Origin of the sequence: Maridesulfovibrio frigidus DSM 17176 (assembly GCF_000711735.1) — a bacterium.
GTDB classification, from domain to species: Bacteria; Desulfobacterota; Desulfovibrionia; order Desulfovibrionales; family Desulfovibrionaceae; genus Maridesulfovibrio; species Maridesulfovibrio frigidus.
In genome coordinates this window covers 282,373-305,151 of the sequence record NZ_JONL01000006.1, presented here as the reverse complement: position 1 = coordinate 305,151, position 22,779 = coordinate 282,373, and the positions used below count along the sequence as shown (strand labels likewise).

The window sequence follows — 22,779 nt, the reverse complement described above, 5'->3', positions numbered from 1 at the left end:
TTCGCATCTTCTATTGTCTCGTGAAGATTCTTTTTTACTTGAACGTTATTTATTTTTTCTAAGTCAGGGACTTGCTTAAATACAGTTGCATTCTCAGGTAGGTTTTTTAGTGCATCATAAAATTTTGTTTTATCTACAATACACTCCGGTGTGGATAAGACACTTGGGGCATGGATAATTGAAAATATGCCATGGGATATCGAACTATTCGCTAAATCTTTGCGCTTTCTTTCAACCCAAGCTTGAAGATTTATTTCTATTTCATCTAAATTGTATTCTGGAAAATAGAACCATTCAGAATCCCATATATGGTTCTCGTTTATTGAAGAGGGAAGAGCTACCGTTGCACAAAAACGTATAAAAAAACCAGTTAAGCAATTGTTCATGACGATTCGAGACAGAATGTCGTCTTCTGGTTGATCTTTATACTTAAGTAAAACGGGAAGCTGAGCGAAGATTTTTTTGTCTTCTGGCAAAGATTTTATGACATCCAAGAAGGTCTTTATTTGTTCATTTTTGTATTGAAAAATAAGATTTTCAGCAGGGATTATTTCTAACAATCCTGCATTTATTTTCCAAGAATCTTTTAAAGTGATGTTTATCATTTGTCCTCCAATCTTTTGATTTCAACTTTTTCCTGATCCATGCCTGTACCGGCGACTAGAATTGCTTTTTCAAAGATCTCATCCACGATCATGGCGTTGCCTTTGACCCTGTAATTAACGATTGCTTCCTCGCCAGCTTTCTCAACAAGCAGGACAGGAATTTCAGTTTGTGTGGATGTTCTGGGGAGCTGAATGAAGGTTCTGATCCCGTCATTGTAGACTCGCATTGGCTTCCAGCCTGCATCATCCCCTGTGATGGCGTATCCAAAATCAAGAGCAGAAATGTCTGTTGGTTTTCCTTCAATTTCCGTGGTTTCCCATGACTCTTTGCGGCGTTTTTTCTTGAGGCTGGCCTTGAGGATTTTCTCCTGATCTTCAGGGTAGATAAACGCGACATATGGGGTGTAACCCTTGCGGCGCGATACAAGTTTGAGATGGTAAGTTCTACGGTCGGTAGTAATAACTGCGGTCGTTACAAGTCCTGCATCAAGCGGCTTAATAACGAGGTGAGTGCTTTCCCGTCCCGGAACACCCGACTGAGCGACAACAACAATCCATCTTGCTGTATCTCCGACAATGACATCATTGACGTTTTCACCGGGCTGAAGCTCTAGATCTGAAGCCATAAGCGGTGTGCATATGATGGTCGGCAGAGTGGCTCCGAAAACATAAACAACCTTGCCATTGCTCTGCATTATGGGGTTGATTTTTCTGTTCATCCATTCGTTGGAAAGCTTTAATGCCTTCCACTCTTTAGTGTTCAGACGAACTTTCGTTTTGCTGATGTAGTCTGGAACGGGCTGGTTAATTGCCACTTCTCTCAGCTCTTTGCGATTCCCTCCTGTATTGTTCGCAGGAGTAGGACTGTGCTTTGCAAAAACTTTGTTCATCAGTCCTTGTGGTTCTGCTTCTGGTGCTGCCGAGACAGAGTTACAAGTCAGTAAAACAAGGCAGAATGATATGAAAATAATTCGGTTCATTATGGCTCCTATTGCTCAAGAAGTTTTGCCCAGGACAATTCAGTGATATAAACACCGGCAGGATTCCTGATAATTTGGCTGTCTGTTGTTGGGGAAGAAATGCGGACCTTCAAAGTTGCTTCATACTTGGTGCTGGACATGGCCACACCGGAATGGTTGCGGATTGTTTCCAGCCATTCGATGCGCCAGCTTTCACTGCTGACAGGAAGAGGAATTCCTTTAATATCGACTTCAACGAGAATCTTCTGACCTCGTTCATAAGGATTGTTTGCTTCGTACCAACTGCGTGTTGCACCGCGAGCAGCCCCGGTCACAAATGAGGACATTTTAGTGACCATCTTTTTCTGAAGGCCAATGTCCGCAGTGACTGAACGCCAATTAATAATGAGATTTGCAATTTCAGCTTGAATGATCCTGTCGGACACATTGACTGCCTGATCTGCACGTCTAACCGCAACAGAGTGGCCGAGTTTGTCTACTTCAACCACATAGGGAATGACTTTGTTCTGTGTGATCTGAATGATGTTTCCAGTCAGGCAAAGAACAGTAATGACGATGAGTCCTAGAGCGGCAGACCTCCACTGGTTGCGGCTTTTTATATAGCAGCCGTACCGCTCAAACCATTCTTCTTTGGCGGAGATATAGGGTGATTCTGCGTTGTTATCTGACATGCTGAAACTCCAAGGTTAAGGATCGTTTGCTTAGGAAATTACTCTTTTGGATCATCCGATGCCTGTCCCATCTTGAATGTTTCATGTTGTGTTTTTACGCTGCTACGGACTCCGCTTGTTTTGGTCGGGGACAGGTTGTCTCTCATGGCATTGACTCCTGTGGATGCCATATGACCGAGTTTTCCAAATCCACTCATTCCAGCAGAGTCCGCGAAAGAGCTTGCCTCGCGAACGGCATCAACTCCACGTTTTGCATCCACAGCACCTCCTGCCATTCCTCGCATACCTTGAGTTGCGGCCATGACTCCGGTGCTAACTGCCGAGACAGAAGATGTGAGGTAGCTTCCAGATGAAGCTAAAGGTCCGTTGATGAGGCCGGAAATTATGTCGGGAATAGACATGGATAAGGCTAGGATCACAATTGAAGCACCAAGCACGACTAGAACACGGTCAAAACTTGCGCCGGTGTTTCTGAACTCAGTGATAAAATCGATGCTGAGAGCCAGCAGGAGTTGCATTACAAATAGTTTTACGGAGACTGAAAAAGCATATTTAATGAAATTTATTGCGTAATCTTTGGTGATCTTTGAACCACTGAATCCGAGTAAGATAATTCCCGCATTCAAGATGATGTACGCTTCACATTTTACTAAAATAACTTGAGCGGCGATTAGTGAGAAAGTTATGCAAATTGCTATGGCAATAATGATTATGCCAAGTGATTTGGCAACGTTTACAGTTAGACTATCCAGAAGCGTTTCAAATATCTGAACTCCTGCTAGAAAAATGCTTCCTGCCGTTACTGGAGGCGCACCCAATTCTTGAGCAATGCCTGTCAGTCCTGTGATTAGCTGATTTGTCCAATCTTTATAGTAGATAACAACTGAGAGCATTAATCCTGCGTATAGTACCAGCATTATGAACTCAGCAAAGGCATCTTGAATTTCTGTACGTTTGAGGGCGATTTTTATTCCTAGAAGACAAACATCCAAAATCAATAGAAGGCGAAACAATACTAAAGCGTGTTCAGTCAAAAGTTCATCCCACTGACTTGCTTTAGAATGAAATTGAACCGCTATTTGAGACAGTATTTCAACTTCTTGAGCATGGGACGTTGTTGAAAAAGACAACAGCATCACGACTACTAGAGCAGGGGATAAGTAGAGTACAGTTTTGCCTATTTGCATGACTGACACCCCTAAAATCCGAGAGGTTCAGGACCCGCATCTTCCATGCGGATGTCCTTAAAGTTTGTATTAAAGAACTTGTCCTGATCGTGTCTCAGAATTTGTTCGTCCTTCTCAGCCTTTTCATTAATGAGAGCTGTATTTTGTGCTTGGACAGCTAAAAGAGCTCTTAAATTTCTGATTTCCTGTATCTGAATGCTGGCAAGTTGGTTTGCCGCTTCAAGGGCTTGCATACGCCCATCAGGAGAACTCAGAAGATCTTCAATTTGTGAATCAAACTCTTCGGATTCACCGAGGTCTTTCAGTTGCTGTCCTGATAGCTTAAAGGTTGCTTTTGTGGCTTCATCAACTCTTGCAGACCACTGTGACCAGTACTCCTTATATTTGGGATTTAGTTCCTCATTCGGAAGATCTGTGAGTTGTTTTGCTGAATTGAAACTTGGAAATTGCGCCTCGTAGACTCCATCTAAAACTTCAAGGTCGCCGACAGTGGTAACCAGATTTTTGGATATGTTAGCTAGTCTCTTAAAATCTCTTATTACACTGTTTTTAATGGCAAACGGCAGGCGAATAGTGTTCTTGATCATGTTGGTATATTGCTGGATATTTTGCTGTACCATCATGATTTGCTGCTGAGTCTGCATCATCTCTTCAGCATAAGTTTTATAAAGGGATTGGAGCTGTTCGATGTTTGTGGCTCGCTCTAAAATCTGCAAAAATTTATCACTACAGTTGGTGCAGGTGACTACCATTGCAGAGGCTGGAGTTGCTGTGAGCAAAAGCAAAAGAAGAATGTTCGCTATTAGTAATTTCATCTAAAATCTCCTCGTCTTTCTTCGATCCATTTTAATGGCCAGTTTTCACCATTTTTTGATGAGAGTTCTTTAATGCGTGAAAGGGATATTTTGTCAGCAGAACCCACAAAGGAGAGAGCTACAGGGCCGAGCGCAAGGTCAATTAATCTGCGTCCTTCTGGGGAAACGATGTAGTAATCTCTCTTAGGAGTAGAGGATGCTATGATTTGAATTTGGCGACCGTTTAGACCTAGGCCATTGTACAATTTGAATTGATCTTCTTGAATTGCGGACGGATTAGGCAGGAATATTTTTGTAGGACAGGATTCTACAAGAACATCTAAAATTCCAGATCTGACAGCATCAGACAAAGACTGCGTAGCAAGTACAACTGCACAGTTAGCCTTACGCAAAACTTTGAGCCATTCTCTGATTTTTTCTTTGAATACTTTGTGGCCAAGCATGATCCATGCTTCATCCAGAATTAAAAGAGCGGGTTGTCCGGTAAGAGCTTTTTCTATGCGGTGGAAAAGATAGAGAAGAACAGGAATTAAATTTTTGTCACCAAGGTTCATTATCTCATCAATTTCAAACACCATGAAATTTGATATTCCGAGATCATCCGAAGATGCATCCAGTAAGACTCCCATGGAACCTTCTCTGGTGTAATGCTTGATGGCTTCCTTTAATTCTTCATTTTGAAGGCTGTGATAAAAATCAGTCAAAGACCTTATGTTTGAAGGGTTTTCACGTATTCTGCTCATGGCGACATGGATTGCATTACGGTGAGCAGGTAGAACCGTCAGCCCCTGTAAAGTGACTAGGTTTTCAATATATTCTGTGGCCCAGCTTTGTTCTGCATCTGAATCAATGTTTTGCAGTGGAGCAAAAGCTAGAGTGGAATCTTCACCAGCTATTTCATAATGCGATCCTCCGACTCCTTTACAGAGAGGCAACATGGATTTGCCTTTATCAAAAGCAAAGACTGTGGCTTCAGGGTAGCGTCTGAATTGGGCTGCGATAATTCCGAGAAGGGTCGATTTACCTGCGCCGGTCGGACCGAAAACTAAAGTATGACCAAGATCATCCACATGAAGATTCAACCTGAATGGTGTTGAACCATCTGTTGCACAGAACATTAGAGGCGGGGATGAAGGTGGAAATTTTGGTGAAGGATTATGCTCTCTGCCAGCCCATATAGTTGCGAGGGGCAAAAGATCAGCTAGATTCATAGTGTTAATGATCGGTCTGCGAACATTAGCAGTGGAGTTGCCAGGGTGAGTTCCGAGCCACGCGTCCAATGCATTTATGGATTCGATTCGACAGGAAAAACCTCGGCTTTGAATCATGCGTCGAAGTTCTCTAGTGTTGTCCTCAAGCTCTTGAAGGTCTTCTCCAAGCAAAATTATGCATGCTGTATAAAATCCTGCACCGACAAATCCGGATTGAATCTCTTCTATGGCTTCTTCTGAATCTTCGGCCATAGAAAGAGCATCCCGATTGGCTCTGGCATTGGGATTGTTGAACATTGAATCCCAAAACTTGAAAACCTGCTGTCTCCATGTTTTTCTATATTTTTCGAGTTCCTTGAGAGATTCGAATTGATCCATGCAGATAAATCTGCTTGAAAATCTGTATTCAATGGATAGGCTTTCAAAACAAGAAAGCATTGATGGCCAGCTTTCCTGTGGCAATCCATCAATTGATATGACCTTTATAAGTTTATTCCCGATAGCTGGCTGAAGCCCTCCAATAAGGTCTTGCCCGCCGAGCAGAGCATCGAGGTACATTGGTGTGCTGGGAAGCAGAACAGTGTGGTCCTCGCCGGTTATGCACTTGTTCAGAAAGGCCAATAATGAAGAACTATTTTTGAGATTTCCATATTCATCTTCAAAGGATTCATCCTTAAGCCGGTCGAGGTACATTGAAAGTGATAGAGAATCTTCAAGCTCTCTTAGAACTGTCAGAAATTTTGTAAGTGCTTTTTCAAAAGGGGTGCTTGCGACTGCATTGGTATATGCCAACTCACTCAGCTTTTGCGCTGTGAATTCTGGCTTATAGGTGACAATTATATATGTCTCAGTGGCGTAAAAAGTTCCGGCAGACTGGAAAATTTCCCGCCGTTCATCTTCAATCATTGATGTTACTTTGTCGGGGAAAAAGCTTGAACCAGGATGAGGATATTCACGGGCCGGAGAACGTACAGCTTCTACATGAAGCATCCAACCTGATTCTAGTGCCTTAAGAGCGTTGTTAACTCTGCTGCTGACTGTTGCTAGTTCATCAGGAGTGCTTGATGCAGTGTCCTGTGATCTGAACTTCCAGCCGGCAAGTAATGAACCGTCTTTGCAGAGCAAAACACCGTTTCCGATCATTGCTGCATATGGAAGCAAATCCGGTAAACCTTTAGCCGTATTGCGGTAATCTTTAAGAGAAATCATATTTTTATCATTCCTCTTAATTACGCCACGGAGTTGCGCGAGCAGAATAATAATCCTGCTGTTTATGATGCTTCCACCAGACTTTAGACATTTGCGGATCTGACTTGGCCATTTGTCTAAGTATGAAGATGGTCACCATCCAAAAAATAAGTCCCGCTAAGGCTGATAGAAGAGTAAATCCACCTATCCCGACAAGTATCGAAATTAGAGCTGAGAACATAACAAGTTCCCGCTCTGCACCCATCACCATCGAAGGTTTGTGAAGCGACCTGTGTATAGGGACTACTCTCATAGTACCGCTCCGCTGAAACTGAACAAACCGTCTACAATTGATGAAGCGAAAGCTATGAATGCGATTCCGAATACCACTCCAAGTAACAGCCTGAATCCTCCTTGAATTTCATCTTTTTTCATTACGAAAGTTACGCCTGTGAGACCCATGGCTGCTATTGATATCCAGCGTCCTACTGGGCCGGTAATAGTTCCGACAACAGCCTCAAAAGGGCTGTCGAATTCACTGATGGAATTGGATGCAAAAACATTTTCAGGCATCAGGATTATCAAGGCCAAAGCCAGTAAACAGAGGAGGTTATTTTTCTTCACTGTAAATATACTCCAAATTGTATTTATGGTTATGAGAGTCATAGCTGGACACTGTGGCTATTTCTGAAACAATCCGGCCTGTTTTGGTGCGGCGGATGTAGATCAAAAAGTCCACAGCTGATCCGATCAGATTGGGCATAGGGGAGGTGCTTGCTTCTAGTATGAGCTGTTCAATTCGGAGCAATCCTTCAGCCGCAGAATTTGCATGAACTGTTGCAATTCCACCGGGATGTCCTGTGTTCCAAGCTTTGAGTAGATCAAGAGCTTCTCCACCTCTTACTTCCCCAACGAGTATCCGGTCCGGGCGAAGTCTCATGGTCGCCCGAACCAAGTTTTGGATGGAGGTATGATCTGAAGAGCGTAGAGAAATTGTGTTGTGTGAATGACTTTGCAATTCAGAAGTGTCTTCGAGTATGACAAGTCGGTCATATGGAGAAATTATGGAAATGGCTTTTATGATTCCATTCACTAGCGTCGTTTTTCCAGAGCCTGTGCCGCCGACAACTACGATGTTTTTTTTGCTTTCAATGGCCTCTTTGATGGAGTTCATTGCATCAAGTGTCATGACCCCACTCTGGACATAATCTTCAAGTGGAAAAACGCGGCTTGCTTTCTTACGAATAGTAAAAGAAGCAGCCTCTACAATTGGAGGGAAAATTCCTTCGAATCGACTGCCATTAAGCGGTGATGCTTTAGGAAGTTCCCCTTCAACTATAGGGTTGTCAGCGGTCACGGTTGTTTTAAGTGCGCTGGCAACCAGTGATATGATCATGGCTGTCTGAATCTCAGATATTTTGCCGACAATCTTCATTTCTTCGCCGAGCTTTTCGACCCAAAGTTTGCCGTCAGGGTTAACCATTATTTCTACAACATTTTCATCTTCAAGAGCCTCTATTATGCTCAGCCCCATATTGTGGAGCAGGTTGTTTACAAGACGATCTTTCATCATGAACCCCACACAAGAACTGAAAGAGTTGTGGTTACTGATAGAATGAGCATTATTCCGGCGAAGATACTCCACGTTTTGATTGTAGAGAGGAAGTTAGACATGACTTCTTGATGCTGGCCGATTTCAGCAATGCAGTTCTCAACGTTGGATTTGACTGCCTTGCTCAAAAGGATGTTGGTTGACTTACGAACTTCTGTTGCAAAAGCTTTCACATGCTCATTCATGTGTTCTTCGGCTTTTGCCGTCTGCTGACTCAGCATCAATTCATACTCATCCAGAAAGGCGCGATGCATAGTTACAAGCATGAGAATGGGGTCGTTCTCATCAAGTAAGGTGTTATGCTTCTCAGTAATGAGATCACGCACTTTCTGGATGGTGAGGGGGCTGTTTGTATCGGCAGTCATGGTTTTTGCCTATAAACCGCTATTAATCAGTTCAGCTCTGATTTCACGCCACATCATGTGCAGACGCTGTTTCATCATAAGCGGAGTTTCGCCTTGAATGGCTTCTTGAAATGACAGGCGGGATGAAAGAAGATTTTCTAAATCTTTCCCGAAGGTTTCTTTTTTCTTCTGCGGAAGTTTGATGAGAGCAGCAAAACGCTCAATGTTGTTTTGATAAATTTTGAATTCTTCGAAGTTTTTACCTTCGTTGCTGATTTGGCCGAAGTAGCCATTCAGCCACACGTAAATAGGGATATCTTGAAAAGCATTGAGTAATGAGTTTAGTCCGCTCAATGTATCTGGAAGAGCCTGTCCTCCGGTGATGACGCTGTGAAGGTTGATAGAATGTCCGCGCCCCTTAAGCAGGTCGAAGACTTCGTTTTCAGCAAGGTAACTGGCTAGAGGAACAAATGTGGCCGCACCGTTATCTATAACCATATGAGAATTGTCTGGAAGCTCAGCCATCATTTCTGAAAGCTTGTCAAAGCTTCTAGGATCAATGTCGTCTTCCTTCATTATATCAAGAGCAGTTACATTGAATCTCTTGTAGCCGGCGAAAGTTGCATTGACTGGATCTGTGTCTACGCAAAAGACTTCTTTTTCATCTTCAAGCAGGTGCTGGGCAAGAATACTTGCAATGAGGCTTTTACCTACGCCGCCTTTGCCCTGTAAAATCATGTGGATAGTCGCCATGTTAACTCCTGAAAATGGTTTTATTGTTTATGTGAGGTCTTTAATGTTTTCATCTGAAAGGTTTTTCTCGTGCGCAAATTTTTGGCCTTGTTCTAATTGAACAGGGCTGTTTGTATTCGCTGGAAGTGATGTGGCTGATAGAATTGGAGAAGGTTTTGAATCTTGATTTTTTTGCATGCAGGTAGAGCTGTAATGGCTCACATAGTAGCAAAATCTTTTATAGCTGAAGGTTATCTTACCTTGCTCGGCATAGTGATTGTGGATTGCTATCCGCGTATGTCCAGCGATGAGGTTTGCTTCGATATCTGCTTTAAGGGCTAAATATTGAACCCGTCCTATGCCGTGTACGGAAGGGGTTATCTTAGAGATCATGTTGTCTCTCTTTGTTTTATTAATGAAAGAAATGTATGTAGATGCTGAAATGAGGCGTTGGACGCACGAAAAGAGTGCGGCAGTTAGAGCTGTCGCAGTTGTTTGGAGTGGTCTTTTATTGACAATAGGTGGGACAGGAGTGGGACAAATCAGAGAAATGGCATAAAAAAAGGGTCTACAAACAATCCTAAAATTGTTCGTAAACCCTTGATTTAACCGTGGTACCCAGAACGAGACTTGAACTCGTACAAGCCGAAGCTCGAGGGATTTTAAGTCCCTTGCGTCTACCAATTCCGCCATCCGGGCACGGAGAAATGTATTTATACTTTGTCTGTTAACTAGTCAAGAAACAATAGCTTATTATAGCACTTTTTTTATTTCAAGGTAATTTCTGAAAAGTCTCGGGCTGATGCGTGAGAACTTGTCCATGTCTGAAACTATCTCAAGACCCGGTATGATTGCACGGGTAACGGGTATTCCTAGTTCTTTTCGCGTTAGGTCTACGTATATTGGGTAGAATTCGTTTTTTACCAGAAGATTTTCTAGCACCATTACGTCGCCATCCGCGCTGCCAGTGGAAAAGTCTGGTAGATCTTCCAGCTTGCGAACGGGTAGTCCTTCAGGACATGGCGATGTTGCAGGGCCGGGGAAGGGGTAAGGTACTTCTGTCAGGGCGGATAGTAACGCGCGCTTGCCGTCTAGGTTGCATCCACCGCCTTTATTGATATCACCTAGCCTTCCGACAGCAAAAGCACGGTAGCAGGGGACTCCTAGCTCGGAAGTCATGTCTTGGAACCATACGTGGATTCCTAAATCTTTCAGATCTCCTAAATGTTTTTGAACTTCGGCGTTATCGCTTTCGATTGTGAAACATCTTTCTTTATCAAAAGGCAAAGTTGAATCTGAATCACGCTCAAGAACTTCGAGCAGTCCGCTAAGCTGTGCTTCGGCGAAGGTGTTGCCTGAGGCAAGTCCGGTTGAACTTAGACCGCTGAATAGGTTTTGTTCATCAAGGTTGCAGAAGAGAAATACGTGCTGAACCGGGACAAGTACCAGTTCATATTCTTTGCCATTAAACCTTTCAGCTTCCATCCACCATAGAGATTGCCCTTCGTAAGGATATTCAAGAGATATTGTGGAAGGGTCTAGTGCGTTGTGATTCTTTGAGAGCTCTTCGTAACGGCCTTGGATAACTGGGGAAGGATTAGCTCTGTTGAGCACTCCTGCTTTACCTATACTACCGTATGAACTCACACGCTCAGCTACTTCCATAGCGCAGGAAACTTGAGCGTTTATTAGAGAGAATCCTCGACCGTAGCTGGTCTGGATTGCATCTAATGAGTTTGAAAATGAACCGTTGTCACTTTTTGTTTTTATTTGCCAATGTTGAAGAACTGCCGCAGGGCTTAGGCATCCTTTCTGGCGCATTTGAGGTCCAAGAAAAACTTCCATAGCTTCAAGTTGTTTCATTGCGTGAGCAGTGACCTCTGCTATTGGAGCACGTTCTTTCGCTGGTGGAAGTTTCGCTTCTTTTTCGAGTGAAGCTTTGACCGATGCGGCATCGATGGAAATTTTAGGAGGAAGTTTTTCAATGTCGTATAAGAGAGGGAGTCCTGTTTCTTCGGGGGTGGGTAGATCTGCGTGCTCTTCCATGTTTTCAGATAGAACTAATGTCCACTGGTTATGCAGAGGCTGATCTGTTAATCTATGGGAACGTAGATGCAGAGTTGGCGTAAAATTCTTCAGTTCTTGTGAATCAAATTCTTGTTCAACTTTATCTTTTAGTGACGACAGTTTAGGATGAGTCAAGCAGGCTTCATAAATTAGTGCTGCGAGAACTTTTTTATTCGGATTACCTTTTATTTCAGTGATTAATTTTTCTATTTTACGGGTGCGGTGCTTGCCGAGCATATCAAGCATGTGGCGGTGCATGAACTCGTCATACGGGTGCTCTTCCAAATGCTTTAAGACTTCGGAAAAACTTAAGTTAGGTACGGGTAGAGCTGCAAAACAGCCTGTTCCAGAAAGGGTATCCATAAGTTTAAGTTGGTAGCGCATGTATTTCCTTGATTTTGCTGGTAAACAGCATCTCATGTTGATAATTAAATATGTAACCGCTATTATGTTCGAACCGTGATGGTAGGATATTTAAGCTCGCAAGTGAAGTAGGTAAATATGGTTATAAAAGATTGTCTAAAAAGCAAAACATTTTTGCATGGTGTTATAATTTTACTGGTTGTTGGAATTATTTCCTATGCTGTTGAAAAGTATGGTGAAGGTCATATCCAAGATATTGTTCACTGGGTAGAGAGCAGTGGCAACTTAGCTCCGGTGATATTTATCCTAGTAAATATGGTTGCGCTTTGTATCGTTTTTCCGCAAACGCTGTTTACTGTTGTTGCGGGGCTGCTTTTCGGAACTTTTAAAGGAGCAGCGTTTAGCCTTATCGGTATGGGGGCAGGATCTGCAATAGCCTTTTTTCTTGGGAGATTTGTCTTTAGAAAAAGAATTTTGCGCAAATTTAGTTCAAATTCATATTTTTTGGATTTAGAAATGCTGAGCAAGGAACATCCTCTGAAGATTCTTGCTCTTAGTCGCATCGTGCCGGTGGTTCCATATTCTCTGGCAAACTACTTGTGGTCGGTGACTGGTGTGCGGTTTCTGCCTTATTTAGTTATGAGTGTTTTGTGCTTGATACCCGAGACGATATTTTTGACTGCTGGTGGGCATTTACTACAATCAGGCGTGACTAAAGGGACTGTCAGCTATGAACTCGTGGGTGTTTTAGTCGGAGCTGGAGCTGTGATATTATTACTTATTAAAGGGATCAAAAAAAGCCTTTGCAAATCAAACTAGGGCTTTAATTTGATTGTTTATTACTGCATTTCCGCGGCTAAGGAGAGTTCGCCTCTGTCAGATTGGATAATGTACAAAGGCTTCTGTGCGCTTCTTCCTACAAACGTAATATTCCCTGAAACCCCTTGGAAATTCTTGGTGGCGGATAGGTTTGCTCTAATGTTTGCAGATTTATTTCCGGTCTTTCCGGCTGCGTGAGCCAGCAGCGATATGGAGTCAAAGCCAAGTGCTGAATATCCTGTTAGCGGTTTTGTTCCGAACATTTCAGAATAAGCTTTAACGAACAGAGTTACCAGTTTGTCCGGGCGAGTCAGGCTGGCTTGCGATGCGAAAACAATATTTCCCGGCCATGATTCAATCGGCTTTACTATGGTGACTGCATCAAAGTTGGTTCCACCAACGATGTTGTAGTTTATTTTTTTCTCTTTCATCAGACTGAGAAGTTCGGTGCTTACTTTTGTTGAAGTTAGAATTACAATTGCTTCAATTTCTTGAATTTCAGGGGGAGATGTGCGGTTTTGTGTTATGAACACTGCGCCTTCATCGATAAAATTAGTGGCACCCATCTCCTTTATTGTCGTTTTGCTGTCAGATTCAGGCAGAGGCGCAAGAGCTTCAATGGCGTTGATTATATATGATAAGTCTGAGTTTTTTGTTGTGATCTCGAGTTGCTTAAGGATTGTTCCGCCCAGTTTTTTATAATTTTGGGCAAAGCTTTCAGCCTGTCCTGCAATGGCATCACTCATACTTGATCTGATCAGGAAAATATTTTCAGCTTCAAGTGTAGCGTAGGTATATTTAGCTAAGTGTCTGCCTATTGTGCTATCAGGAACTGCCAGTGTGAAGACGTTTGGTGTTTCGGGGCCGGTTAATCCGTCTATTTCCGCTCCTGTACTTAAGAAAGGAACCTGCGCAGCTTGAAAGGCTGGCCCTGCGGTGAGTGCTGTCCCACTTGAGATGACTCCGGTGGCGGCTGAAATCCCGGTCGTACTGGTGAGCTCACTAACAGCTTTGATTATTTCGCGCGGGTCATCCGTTGGGGATTCTAGGTCAATTTGTATTTTAAGGTCATGGCTGGCATCATTGAACTTTTTAATTGCTAAAATTGCTCCATTCATGGCTTCTTGAGCTGTAAGAGCGCTTTTCCCTTTTATTTGGAAAAGCCCGCCAAGATTTAGCTCCCCAGCTGAAACTGCTGATGAGAATAAAATCAAAAAAGCAATAGTCAGTATCAGTTTTTTCATGACCCGGACCCTCTCTTGGCTCTTTTAGATTTAGTGATTGTTATCTTTCTTTTGATAGGCGCGGACTCTTTTTCTACGGCTTTAGGAGACTTAACAGCTTCAGGTTCTTTAGCTGTTTTTGAGGAAGATTCTTCTTTTAAGCTTTTCCGCTCTTCGTTTAATTTCCGGTCTTCTTCTTTGAGGCGTAGCTTTTCTTCTTTTATCTGTCTTTTCTTTTTAAATTCAAAAATAGCGTCTTTAAAATTACCTTTTTGAGCGGTTAAAGCTACTTTTCCAGCATGAACTATTTCATTTAATTTTTTAATCTCCCACATTTCAATGGGGCGAGGGTGTTTAATATAAACTGGCAATATTTCGTGATGGTGCATGTCTATGCAGAGAGGTAGCTGGCTGGTAAGTATGGATCTTTTGAAAATGCGTGAAGAATTGAAATAGCTCTCCAGAAAATTTTCAGGCTCGGGGTTGCAGGCGTCATCAAAATAGATTGCAATAATTATATCGATATTGCGCTTCACGCATTCCATAACGGGAACGGGCGAGGAAAAAGATCCATCAATTAATTTTTGCCCGTCAATATTTGCCGGAGCCATTAAAGGATAGATTGCGCTGCTGGCATAAATGGCCTGAGCCACATTCCCTTTTTCTAAAATGACAGGTTTACCCGTGGCAAGGTCCGTTGTCGTCATCAAGGTTTTGGGCTTGAGATCAGATATGTCTAGTTTTTTAAATAAAGTCTCGTAGGTTTTTCGGATAGCGTCAGTATTTAAAATACCTGATTCAGCATTAAATTTTCCCAGCCCCATGTCGGCTATGTCCATGACTGATTTGAAATTTATATCTCTGAAAAAGCGAGGGTCGACAGCTTTTGCAAAAACGTCCTGAATCTGCTTGAGATTGTACCCAGCTCCGAGAAACGCCGCTATAAGTGCTCCGCCACTGACCCCTATTACAAGGTCGATTGTAACTTTCTGTTCTTGTAAATATTCTATAAACGGCAGGGCGCAGAACGATTTAATTCCTTCAGAACCTATAATTAGTGCTATTGAAGGTCGGTCATTTGCTTTTGCAGATACTTTTTTAGGCTCTGAATTGACTGTGCTTTCCATTCTTTCTCCGTTTACTTTGGAAAAAGATAGCTTTGTTGGGGTAAAATTACAATGCTAATCAGTAAAAGAGCAGTAAAAGAGCAGTAAAGGCAACCTCTTAAAAAAAGTAGAGCGAAAGCTTATGCTGTCAGTTCTTTGTGAAAATCTTTGAATATCGGAAGGATGTTTTCAACCATGATGGCAACACCTTCATCATTCGGGTGGATACCATCCGGCTGATAGAATTCAGGATTTTCACCGATACCTTTCATTAAGCTCTCATAGATGGGGATGGAGTATTTTTGAGCAATGTCAGGAAAGATGGTGTTAAATGCAGAACTGTATGATTGGGGAGTGAAGTTCATGGGCCTGAAGCCAAGCAGGATGACTGGAATGGACGCTTCCTGAAAGGCTTCAACCATGGCGCATATATTAGCTTTTATCTGCTGAGGGTCAGCTAACTGGAAACAGTCATTAGCTCCGAACTCAATGTACGCCGCGTCGGGATTGCTTTCGATAACATCTACAAGACGTGACAGCCCGTCAGCTGAAGTGTCACCGGAAACTCCGAAATTCGAAATTTCCACATGACATCCTTCCTCGAGTAATTTCCTTTCAAGTTGGGCAGGAAAAGAACTGTAGGCTGGAAGTCCGTATCCTTCAGTCAGGCTGTCACCAAATGCGGCAATTGTTATCTGAGCCATCTTATCTCTCTTGCGTTAGTCTTCGTCGTTGCGGAGCCAGTGACGGAATTTTGATACTTCGTCCTGCCATTCTTTGGATATTCTGATCTTGATGAAATCCATATAAACGCTGTCCAATAAACTCAGACACTTTTCAATCAGGTATATTTTTTCGAGAAATTTGGAATCAGGATCATCACCTTCTTCATCTTTCATTTCAACTTTAGGCGTTTTTAGTCCGCTAAGGCCAAAATCTTCGGCTTTAATTTGAACTTGCCATTCGTTTTCGTCAATTTCCATTCTAATCTGGGCACGGTTAACCTTTTTACCGGTTTTGAGGCCCATCAGAACTTCAGTCATATCTCCGCTTGAGGAGTTAACAGTAGCTGTGTCGACGTTTTCGCCTTCTCCGCCCTGAACAGACATACGCTGTTCCATGAAAAGCAAGAACCGTTCGCCGTCATCAAGCTGAAACTGGCCGTCGCTCATTTCGCTTTTAAACCACAGCCATGTCAAAAAATCTTGGCCAAGCAGGGTGTTTTCCCTTTCTGCAAGAAGTAAGAGATCCATATAATTATCCTTTTATTTGCTATCTGGAATAACCAAAAAAAATCAAGTGCAAAGCATAGGTAGGTTTAAGATCAAACCGTATGTCTGTACGGATAGGTCGAGATCTACTTAGCAACAAAGCAGGTGATGCTTTTTAATTATTTTCTTAAGCGACGAAATATGTTGGGTCCAGTGATTCTAGTTTCTGCGCTGCGTCTTCGCCTAGCATGTTCATTGCCAAAAAGAATGGTGTCAGCGGCTCAAGAGTTAAATTGAACGTGTCTGTGAAATATTCTTCAAACATTTCCATGACCTTAGAGTTGGTGCATGTAAAATAAATCTTGTTCTCTGGTGCGTTCCATACAACATCGAACATTGCTGGAATCGGAAGGGATCTAGCGCGTAATTTTAATGTTACCTGATCTTTTAATTCACGTTTTCTGTCGCGTGAAATAAAGTTTTTACCTTCTTTTTTAGCTTCTTCAAGCTCGTGATTCAGAGCAATCTGCAGATGTTTCTTTAGCACTGCAGGCTGAATTCTGCGAGTGTCTAACCGCAGGGCGAAGGTGTAGTATTGTCCTTTTTCCGGTGGAGATACATTCCATTTATCATCGAGCATCTCATCCATATTCACCCAACCAAAAGATCTTTCTTCTGCTGTGTGATCGATATCTTTAAACGCAAATTTTAGTAAAAGGTCTGGAATCGACCTGATCAAATCGTCTTCAACTTCTTCTAAAACCCTGTAGCGGGTAAGTCCGACACTGGTGGAAAGTATAGGCAAAACTGACTCCTTAAAATATTTTGTCATGTGCGGCGCACCATCGATGGTCATGGGTAAAATCATTCTTTTCAGAAGTAAAGAGAAAGAATAACCAACTGTGTAAGTATGGCATATTTGGTGCATAATATATTACATAACAGATGTTTGTAAAATAGGTAATTTTTCAGGAGGATTTAGTCAGTTATGTAGCTGATATAAGCTAGGAGGTCTTTATGACACTCTGGACTGTTCAAACCGATGGCGATTTTATTGTAATGGGTAATCAGCGAAGAAAGAGACTTACTTCGCAGGGGTGTAACGAACCATTTAAGGGGCGATTCTGGTGTCCTCGCAAGAGATGGTTCATGAATGGTCCATGCCCATTTATCAATAAGCAGGAGTGCGGGAACTATAGGCAGATTTGCGGTTCCCTTTAAACATAGATGTGATACAAATTACGCACTTTGTTTAGTACTTACTTGATTTTGATTTTTTGAAAACCTATAGTCAGTATAGAAAAAACAAAATTAAGGAGAGTTCATGGTTCACGACGCGTATCACGCCATAGCTGACTTGTTGGATATCGAGGCAGTAAAAGTCAGAGAGATTGAAGGTCTTGCAAAATCTGAACTTTATGAAAATAAAGATGAAGATGCATACAGAGAGCTTATGCGCAAGAAGGCATTACTCCTTTCATCTCTTGCTGATCAGGTGAATGAGGCTGTTCAAGTTCTTGAAGTGAAAGACAAGACTTTCGTCATGGACCGGATTGATAGGTTTGCCCTTTCTGCCTCGCAGTCTCTTCAGATAAACAGTGTTTTTTTTATGTCGGCTCTTTTGTACTCTGAAGAATACAAAGAAGGGGATAAAAATGACCTTGAATTATTTGCTGAAAGTGTTCGCAGTATGAAATTGCAGAACTAGTTATTTTGGCTGTGCGCCTAGCATAATTAAGTTTTATTGGAATAAGAACTGCTGTTATTTTTTACATATAATTGTTGTGATTAGTAAAACAGTAGTATATTAATCTTAACTTGATTAAGTTGAGGCAAACGATGAAGTTGGTTTGTCTGTTTTTTGACGTTTAAAAAGGTGTATTAATGCTGTCTACCGAGCTTAATAAAAATTCAGTTACTGACAATGCCGCAGATGTGAGCAGGGAATTAAAAATTCTGCTTGCTGAAGATTGTGAAAACAATGTGTTGCTGATTCAGTTATATTTAAAAAAATTTCCGTACTCTATTGATGTTGCTGAGAATGGCGGGGAAGCTTTTGAATTATACCAAAAGAACCGTTATGATCTTGTATTGATGGATATCGAGATGCCGTTTACCGATGGGTATCAAGCCACCACCAGTATTCGTCAGTATGAAAAAGATAATGGTTTAGAAAAAACACCTATTATAGCTGTTACTGCCCATGCTCTAAGCGAAAACAGGGACAAGGCTTATGATGTCGGGTGTGATTTTTTTATGACCAAACCAGTCAGAAAAGCTGATCTCATCAGCGCTGTTCAGAAATATGCATAAATAACCCTCATTCTGGGTTGTCGATCTTTTCTTTTTATCACTCATTAGTAACGTTATTTTTTACACACTACGTTGATAGGTGCGCCTTTTAGAAAGGCTGCCACGTTTTCTACTGTGGTTTTTGTAAGCCTGTTACGGGCCTCAAGGGTTGCCCATGCAATGTGCGGCGTTATGACTGTGTTTGGAGCTTTCAGTAAAGGATTATTGGGCAGTATTGGCTCTACTTCAACGACATCAAGCGCCGCTCCTCCTATCGTTCCGTTATGAAGAGATTCTGCAAGGTCCTGCTCATTAATAAGCTGTCCGCGAGCTGTATTGATAAGAATGGCGTTTTTTTTCATGGTACTAAGAATGGCGCTGTTTACAAAATGTTCATTGTCTGCGGTGAGCGGGCAGTGAAGTGATATAACGTCAGATTCCACGAAGAGTTCATCTAATTCCACAAACTTGAAAGGTGAGTAGGAAGGTGGTGTTTTCGGGCGCGGAGCGTAAGCTAATATTTCCATTCCAAATGCATTTGCGAGGGCTGCGACCTTGCTTCCTATGCCCCCAAATCCAACTATTCCCATTTTCTTGCCTTGCAATTCAAATAATGGAGCCTTCCAGAAGCAGAAGTCTTTCTGGGTGGACCATTCTCCGTTCTTAACGGCTGAGTCGTGCAAGCTGATATTGTTTGAAAAGTGTAAAAGCAGCGCGATAACATGTTGAGCCACAGAAGGGGGCGAGTAGCCCGGAACATTTGAGACTATAATTCCTTGTTCTGCCGCTGCGTCTAAATCTATGGTGTTATAGCCGGTGGCCAGAACTGAGATAAATTTAAGTTTTGGTAAGGATTGAATTATTTCTTTGGGAAATAGCACCTTATTGGTAAATATTATGTCAGCATCAATGCAACGTTCGATTATTTTTGATGCAATGGTGCGGTCGAATACGGTCAGGTCGCCAAGCTTAGCGAGTTCAGACCAAGGATTGTCTCCGGGGTTAACTGTGTACCCGTCCAGAATTACCATGTTCATAAGTATCCCTTTTGATTGATATTTAGCTAAGTTTTAGTAATTGTTATATAGTATGGCGTACAATATTAATGAGATGGGGAGCTGGACGAAGGATGTCTGCAGTTTATAACTTGATCTTTTTAGAAGGATCTTTCGCCGAAGGTCGCTTCGTTACTTTTTCCGCAGTTTTAAGAATTTCTTTGTCGTCTTGAGCATGTTTAGCCCCTGAGTGAGCGGCCTTGATAGACCTTTTCTGAGCAGCAACAACTATCTTGCTGATGATTTTATCTTGATCCTTATCAAGCTCAATGAACTCACATCCAACCAAGCTGCCTTTTCGTCTTACAACTTTCATCTTAATATTTTTGAGCACAGGTTTTCCGGACCAAAGCATTACGGATTCTATTATTTCCCCAACTGGAAAATCTTTCGAGGATTTGAACCCGACTCCGTTGGCACTTATATCTGTGATTTTACATTTGACTCTAGGCGATTTACAGACGACTTGCATGTTGTCCACGTCAATTCTAAAAGCGTTTCGCATGCTTGGTGTTCCTGCCTTTTGAGTGAAGGACACATCAAAAGAGTCAGCCTTTTTTCTGCCAAGCATTCTGTCGAGTTTACTTTTCAATCGGTCAAGCAGACCTTCATTGTTTTCTTCTTTCCCCATATGTTCCTCTAATGGTGAAGTTCTGTATAATTCGACTATATCATGTTTCAAACGAAAAATTCAATGATCATTAAGGTGTTTTTCTATACATGAATTTTATATGTATGTTAAAATTTGTCAATGGTATTGCTTAAACTAACTCTTGACATTATTGCAAATAGACGTGATGAATATCTAACATTTTTTGGAAATAAATTGGGTTTAATTATTTGGAGGTACAGTAAGATGATTGGTGAACTACTTAGCAATGTGGGACATAGCAGTACAGCTGGTTTCGTTGGTGTTTCTCTGATTTTTGTATATTTCGCTTGGATTCTCTACATGGCTTTTTACAGAATCGAGCAAGGTAAAAACGAAAGTCACCATTAAGAAAAATTTCGGATAAAGCCTTTGGCTTTTCCATTTTTTATAAAAAAAGGCGCGAATTTCGCGCCTTTTTTTATTTTAAATTTTTGCTGATTATGGATAGATTGTTTAGAGTTATATCTAATTGCACCTCGAGTATGTAGGCTAGGTCTTTAAGTTTTTGATCACGTGTTTTTACAATTATATCATGAACGAAAGTTTTCCTGCGCAGAAAATCGTTTGTTGCGTATCTACATTTTTCCTTAAGCATCGCAGCTTCTTTGCTTTCAAATCTTTTTTCTCTTTTAACAACATTTGCAACGGAATAGAGCGAGTTCAGCCCATGAACCTGCATCCGGCTTGTTTTGCATAAATTTGCTAGATCTTGCAATGCGAACACTCTGTCTGGTTGTGATGCCGATCCTGCTATTTTGTCTAAGTTCTGTCCTATTTTCTTAAGTGCAGACTCTACTTCCGAAAGCTTTCCAAAAGTCTTAGGGATAATGCTCTCGCTGCAAAATGCGGGAGAAGCAAAGCTCATGATTAATGCAAATATCATTATGATGAAAGTATTACGCATTGTTTTGCTCCATTGCTTCTTCGTAGACTTCCATCAGATATTTACCGTAATCATTTTTCAGCATATCTGACGCCATGTCTTTCAGTTGTTCAGCTCTGATGTATCCCATTTTAAAGGAGATTTCTTCTAGGCAGGCTAAGAGGAATCCTTGTCTTTCCTGAATTGCTTCAACATAAGCCGCTGCTCTAAGCAGTGATGCATGTGTTCCCATATCCAGCCACGCGTATCCGCGCCCAAGAAGTTCAACATTCAGTGATCCGCGTTTCAGATATTCTTTGTTAACATCTGTTATCTCTAGTTCTCCGCGATGGGAGGGGGTAATGTTTTTGGCTATTTCAATTACTGAATTGTCGTAAAAATATAGACCCGTTACAGCAAATTTTGATTTTGGTTCTTCAGGTTTTTCTTCAATACTGATTACGGATTGATCCTTATCGAATTCAACAACACCATATCTTCTTGGATCCTTAACTGCGTAGGCGAAGACTGTTCCGCCACTTTTAAGTTTAGCTGCCTGTTGTAAAATATGTGGCAGGTCATGACCATAAAAGACGTTATCTCCAAGTATCAGGCTGACGCTGTCTTTCCCAATAAATTCTTCACCGATAATGAATGCTTGAGCTAATCCTTCGGGTTTTGGTTGGACTTTGTATTGAATGTTGATACCAAGTCTGGAACCGTCACCTAACAAATCTTCAAATCTATGTAGATCTTCGGGGGTGGAAATGATGAGAATATCTTTTATTCCCGACATCATATGAATAGATAGCGGGTAGTAAATCATGGGCTTGTCATAAACAGGCAGGAGTTGTTTACTGACTACTCGCGTCAGAGGATACAGTCTGGTTCCGGAACCACCTGCTAGAATAATACCTTTCATAATGTTGTAAGCCTCCTGTATATTTAACTCGTAATATAATTTATTTAGCAATATTTTCTTGAAGTGTCTGCTTCAATAGCTTTAAATAACGCATTTCAATTAAGATTTGCAACTAAGGAGATTTTTTTACTATGCGTGGCCCCTTAATTTCTCTGCCAACCGTAATGGTTCTTGGTGTTATTTTTTTCGTCGTCATATTCTTTTTGTTTATATTTGTACAGGTTGGACTGATTACGACCGCCTTTGGAAAGTTGGGACTTACAGCGGGGCAGGGGTTTGCTTTGCTAATTGCTACCTTGCTTGGAAGTGGGGTCAACATTCCTGTGTTTCGCTCTGAAAGGTTAGTTCCTGATGTGCTTGTCAGGAAGTTCAGAGTTTTAAACCCTCAGGTGCATCCGGAAAATACCCATGAAGGAAAGTCCCTTGTTAATCAGGTTGTGGCAGTAAATATAGGTGGGTGCGTGATTCCAACTTTGCTGTCGATGACTCTTCTTGCTAAATACGGCTATAATATTTCTATTTTACTTTGTATCGTAATCGTGATTGCCGCAACGTATGCACTGGCGAAACCCATTCCCGGTGTAGGAATTGGTATACCTGTTCTTATTCCTCCCATTATTACAGCTCTTGCAGCTTTAATTTTTGTTCCGGGCGAGATAGCTCCTATCGCTGCTTATGTTGCAGGTAGTCTTGGGACTTTAATAGGAGCTGATATTTTGCACTTGGCTACTCCTGCAACTCGAAAAGTGCTTGATGCTCCAGTTGTTTCTATCGGCGGGGCAGGAACCTTTGACGGTATTTTTATAACAGGTATTTTAGCAGTCTTGTTAGCCTAAAAAACAGCAATTTTAAGGAGTATAGA

The 22,779-nt window shown here is 41.8% G+C and carries 29 protein-coding genes and 1 tRNA gene; 7 read left to right on the top strand and 23 right to left on the bottom strand.

Annotation, left to right across the window (positions count from 1 at the left end):
- The 12 genes from BR06_RS0113550 to BR06_RS0113495 form a co-directional block, all read right to left on the bottom strand.
- The coding region (locus BR06_RS0113550; RefSeq protein WP_031483929.1) for a hypothetical protein at positions 1 to 605 on the bottom strand (605 nt) is incomplete at its 3' end.
- Positions 602 to 1,585: a P-type conjugative transfer protein TrbG gene (gene trbG / locus BR06_RS0113545; protein ID WP_031483927.1), complete on the bottom strand. Its 984-nt coding sequence runs from the start codon at positions 1,583 to 1,585 to the stop codon at positions 602 to 604. The genes BR06_RS0113550 and trbG, both read right to left, overlap by 4 nt.
- Before the next feature lie 8 nt (positions 1,586 to 1,593).
- A complete protein-coding gene (locus BR06_RS0113540) occupies positions 1,594 to 2,256 on the bottom strand; it encodes a type IV secretion system protein (RefSeq protein ID WP_031483925.1) in 663 nt (220 codons plus the stop codon).
- A 38-nt stretch (positions 2,257 to 2,294) separates the two neighbouring features.
- On the bottom strand, positions 2,295 to 3,443 hold the full coding sequence (trbL, locus tag BR06_RS0113535) for a P-type conjugative transfer protein TrbL (RefSeq protein WP_031483923.1): 1,149 nt from the start codon (positions 3,441 to 3,443) through the stop codon (positions 2,295 to 2,297).
- A gap of 11 nt (positions 3,444 to 3,454) precedes the next feature.
- Positions 3,455 to 4,258 (bottom strand): P-type conjugative transfer protein TrbJ, encoded by an 804-nt coding sequence (trbJ, locus tag BR06_RS20145; RefSeq protein ID WP_084154147.1) that lies wholly within the window; start codon positions 4,256 to 4,258, stop codon positions 3,455 to 3,457.
- A complete protein-coding gene (locus tag BR06_RS0113525; RefSeq protein WP_031483919.1) occupies positions 4,255 to 6,678 on the bottom strand; it encodes a VirB4 family type IV secretion/conjugal transfer ATPase in 2,424 nt (807 codons plus the stop codon). Before BR06_RS0113525 ends, trbJ begins: the two co-directional genes overlap by 4 nt.
- Before the next feature lie 16 nt (positions 6,679 to 6,694).
- Entirely contained in the window at positions 6,695 to 6,970 is a 276-nt protein-coding gene (trbD, locus tag BR06_RS0113520) for a conjugal transfer protein TrbD (protein ID WP_031483918.1), read from the bottom strand.
- Positions 6,967 to 7,281, bottom strand: coding sequence for a TrbC/VirB2 family protein (locus BR06_RS0113515; RefSeq protein WP_031483917.1), 315 nt, complete (start codon positions 7,279 to 7,281; stop codon positions 6,967 to 6,969). The genes trbD and BR06_RS0113515 overlap by 4 nt, the downstream gene beginning before the upstream one ends.
- Entirely contained in the window at positions 7,268 to 8,227 is a 960-nt protein-coding gene (trbB, locus tag BR06_RS0113510; RefSeq protein WP_328285917.1) for a P-type conjugative transfer ATPase TrbB, read from the bottom strand. The genes BR06_RS0113515 and trbB overlap by 14 nt, the downstream gene beginning before the upstream one ends.
- Positions 8,227 to 8,634 (bottom strand): hypothetical protein, encoded by a 408-nt coding sequence (locus BR06_RS0113505; RefSeq protein WP_031483915.1) that lies wholly within the window; start codon positions 8,632 to 8,634, stop codon positions 8,227 to 8,229. The genes trbB and BR06_RS0113505 overlap by 1 nt, the downstream gene beginning before the upstream one ends.
- 9 nt (positions 8,635 to 8,643) lie before the next feature.
- Positions 8,644 to 9,366, bottom strand: coding sequence for a nucleotide-binding protein (locus tag BR06_RS0113500; RefSeq protein ID WP_031483914.1), 723 nt, complete (start codon positions 9,364 to 9,366; stop codon positions 8,644 to 8,646).
- Positions 9,367 to 9,393: 27 nt separating this feature from the next.
- Positions 9,394 to 9,738 (bottom strand): TraK family protein, encoded by a 345-nt coding sequence (locus BR06_RS0113495; RefSeq protein ID WP_031483913.1) that lies wholly within the window; start codon positions 9,736 to 9,738, stop codon positions 9,394 to 9,396.
- Here BR06_RS0113495 and BR06_RS20345 point away from each other — a divergent pair.
- The gene (locus BR06_RS20345; RefSeq protein WP_156952709.1) at positions 9,737 to 9,904 is read left to right on the top strand and encodes a hypothetical protein; all 168 of its coding nucleotides are present in this window, start codon (positions 9,737 to 9,739) and stop codon (positions 9,902 to 9,904) included. The two genes, BR06_RS0113495 and BR06_RS20345, sit on opposite strands and share 2 nt — an antisense overlap.
- Positions 9,905 to 9,957: 53 nt before the next feature.
- On the opposite strand, the gene BR06_RS0113485 is transcribed toward BR06_RS20345, so the two are convergent.
- Positions 9,958 to 10,044, bottom strand: a tRNA-Leu gene (locus tag BR06_RS0113485).
- A gap of 54 nt (positions 10,045 to 10,098) precedes the next feature.
- Complete coding sequence (locus tag BR06_RS0113480; RefSeq protein ID WP_031483912.1) at positions 10,099 to 11,796, bottom strand: YcaO-like family protein; 1,698 nt, start codon at positions 11,794 to 11,796, stop codon at positions 10,099 to 10,101.
- A gap of 117 nt (positions 11,797 to 11,913) precedes the next feature.
- Here BR06_RS0113480 and BR06_RS0113475 point away from each other — a divergent pair, with 117 nt between their 5' ends.
- Positions 11,914 to 12,594, top strand: a complete 681-nt coding sequence (locus BR06_RS0113475) for a TVP38/TMEM64 family protein (protein WP_031483911.1) — start codon at positions 11,914 to 11,916, stop codon at positions 12,592 to 12,594.
- A 20-nt stretch (positions 12,595 to 12,614) separates the two neighbouring features.
- On the opposite strand, the gene BR06_RS0113470 is transcribed toward BR06_RS0113475, so the two are convergent.
- From BR06_RS0113470 to BR06_RS0113450, 5 genes are all read right to left on the bottom strand, one after another.
- Positions 12,615 to 13,838 carry an ABC transporter substrate-binding protein gene (locus BR06_RS0113470; RefSeq protein WP_031483910.1) on the bottom strand — a complete coding sequence of 408 codons (1,224 nt, stop codon included), beginning with the start codon at positions 13,836 to 13,838 and terminating at the stop codon, positions 12,615 to 12,617.
- A complete protein-coding gene (locus BR06_RS0113465) occupies positions 13,835 to 14,944 on the bottom strand; it encodes a patatin-like phospholipase family protein (RefSeq protein WP_031483908.1) in 1,110 nt (369 codons plus the stop codon). Before BR06_RS0113465 ends, BR06_RS0113470 begins: the two co-directional genes overlap by 4 nt.
- Positions 14,945 to 15,063: 119 nt before the next feature.
- Positions 15,064 to 15,627 carry an arylesterase gene (locus tag BR06_RS0113460; protein ID WP_031483906.1) on the bottom strand — a complete coding sequence of 188 codons (564 nt, stop codon included), beginning with the start codon at positions 15,625 to 15,627 and terminating at the stop codon, positions 15,064 to 15,066.
- 15 nt (positions 15,628 to 15,642) lie between these two features.
- Positions 15,643 to 16,176, bottom strand: a complete 534-nt coding sequence (locus BR06_RS0113455) for a hypothetical protein (protein WP_031483904.1) — start codon at positions 16,174 to 16,176, stop codon at positions 15,643 to 15,645.
- A gap of 145 nt (positions 16,177 to 16,321) precedes the next feature.
- Positions 16,322 to 16,939 carry a recombination-associated protein RdgC gene (locus BR06_RS0113450; RefSeq protein ID WP_031483902.1) on the bottom strand — a complete coding sequence of 206 codons (618 nt, stop codon included), beginning with the start codon at positions 16,937 to 16,939 and terminating at the stop codon, positions 16,322 to 16,324.
- A 212-nt stretch (positions 16,940 to 17,151) separates the two neighbouring features.
- On the opposite strand from BR06_RS0113450, the gene BR06_RS0113445 reads away from it, so the two are divergent.
- The 3 genes from BR06_RS0113445 (at position 17,152) to BR06_RS0113435 (ending at position 18,447) form a co-directional block, all read left to right on the top strand.
- Complete coding sequence (locus tag BR06_RS0113445; RefSeq protein WP_031483900.1) at positions 17,152 to 17,355, top strand: hypothetical protein; 204 nt, start codon at positions 17,152 to 17,154, stop codon at positions 17,353 to 17,355.
- A gap of 103 nt (positions 17,356 to 17,458) precedes the next feature.
- On the top strand, positions 17,459 to 17,842 hold the full coding sequence (locus BR06_RS0113440) for a hypothetical protein (RefSeq protein WP_031483898.1): 384 nt from the start codon (positions 17,459 to 17,461) through the stop codon (positions 17,840 to 17,842).
- A 176-nt stretch (positions 17,843 to 18,018) separates the two neighbouring features.
- Positions 18,019 to 18,447 carry a response regulator gene (locus BR06_RS0113435; RefSeq protein WP_031483895.1) on the top strand — a complete coding sequence of 143 codons (429 nt, stop codon included), beginning with the start codon at positions 18,019 to 18,021 and terminating at the stop codon, positions 18,445 to 18,447.
- Between the two features lie 53 nt (positions 18,448 to 18,500).
- Here BR06_RS0113435 and BR06_RS0113430 read toward each other — a convergent pair whose 3' ends face one another.
- Both BR06_RS0113430 and BR06_RS0113425 read right to left on the bottom strand, forming a co-directional pair.
- Positions 18,501 to 19,463: a D-2-hydroxyacid dehydrogenase gene (locus tag BR06_RS0113430; RefSeq protein WP_031483893.1), complete on the bottom strand. Its 963-nt coding sequence runs from the start codon at positions 19,461 to 19,463 to the stop codon at positions 18,501 to 18,503.
- A gap of 103 nt (positions 19,464 to 19,566) precedes the next feature.
- The gene (locus tag BR06_RS0113425; protein ID WP_031483892.1) at positions 19,567 to 20,112 is read right to left on the bottom strand and encodes a PilZ domain-containing protein; all 546 of its coding nucleotides are present in this window, start codon (positions 20,110 to 20,112) and stop codon (positions 19,567 to 19,569) included.
- Between the two features lie 225 nt (positions 20,113 to 20,337).
- Between BR06_RS0113425 and BR06_RS20550 the strand changes: the two genes are divergently transcribed.
- The gene (locus tag BR06_RS20550) at positions 20,338 to 20,481 is read left to right on the top strand and encodes a hypothetical protein (RefSeq protein WP_169738247.1); all 144 of its coding nucleotides are present in this window, start codon (positions 20,338 to 20,340) and stop codon (positions 20,479 to 20,481) included.
- A 70-nt stretch (positions 20,482 to 20,551) separates the two neighbouring features.
- Here BR06_RS20550 and BR06_RS0113415 read toward each other — a convergent pair whose 3' ends face one another.
- Positions 20,552 to 21,037, bottom strand: a complete 486-nt coding sequence (locus BR06_RS0113415; protein ID WP_031483890.1) for a hypothetical protein — start codon at positions 21,035 to 21,037, stop codon at positions 20,552 to 20,554.
- Positions 21,030 to 21,917, bottom strand: a complete 888-nt coding sequence (gene rfbA / locus BR06_RS0113410; protein ID WP_031483888.1) for a glucose-1-phosphate thymidylyltransferase RfbA — start codon at positions 21,915 to 21,917, stop codon at positions 21,030 to 21,032. The genes BR06_RS0113415 and rfbA overlap by 8 nt, the downstream gene beginning before the upstream one ends.
- Positions 21,918 to 22,048: 131 nt before the next feature.
- Here rfbA and BR06_RS0113405 point away from each other — a divergent pair, with 131 nt between their 5' ends.
- Positions 22,049 to 22,753, top strand: coding sequence for a DUF1614 domain-containing protein (locus BR06_RS0113405; protein ID WP_031483886.1), 705 nt, complete (start codon positions 22,049 to 22,051; stop codon positions 22,751 to 22,753).
- The last annotated feature ends 26 nt before the right edge of the window (positions 22,754 to 22,779 follow it).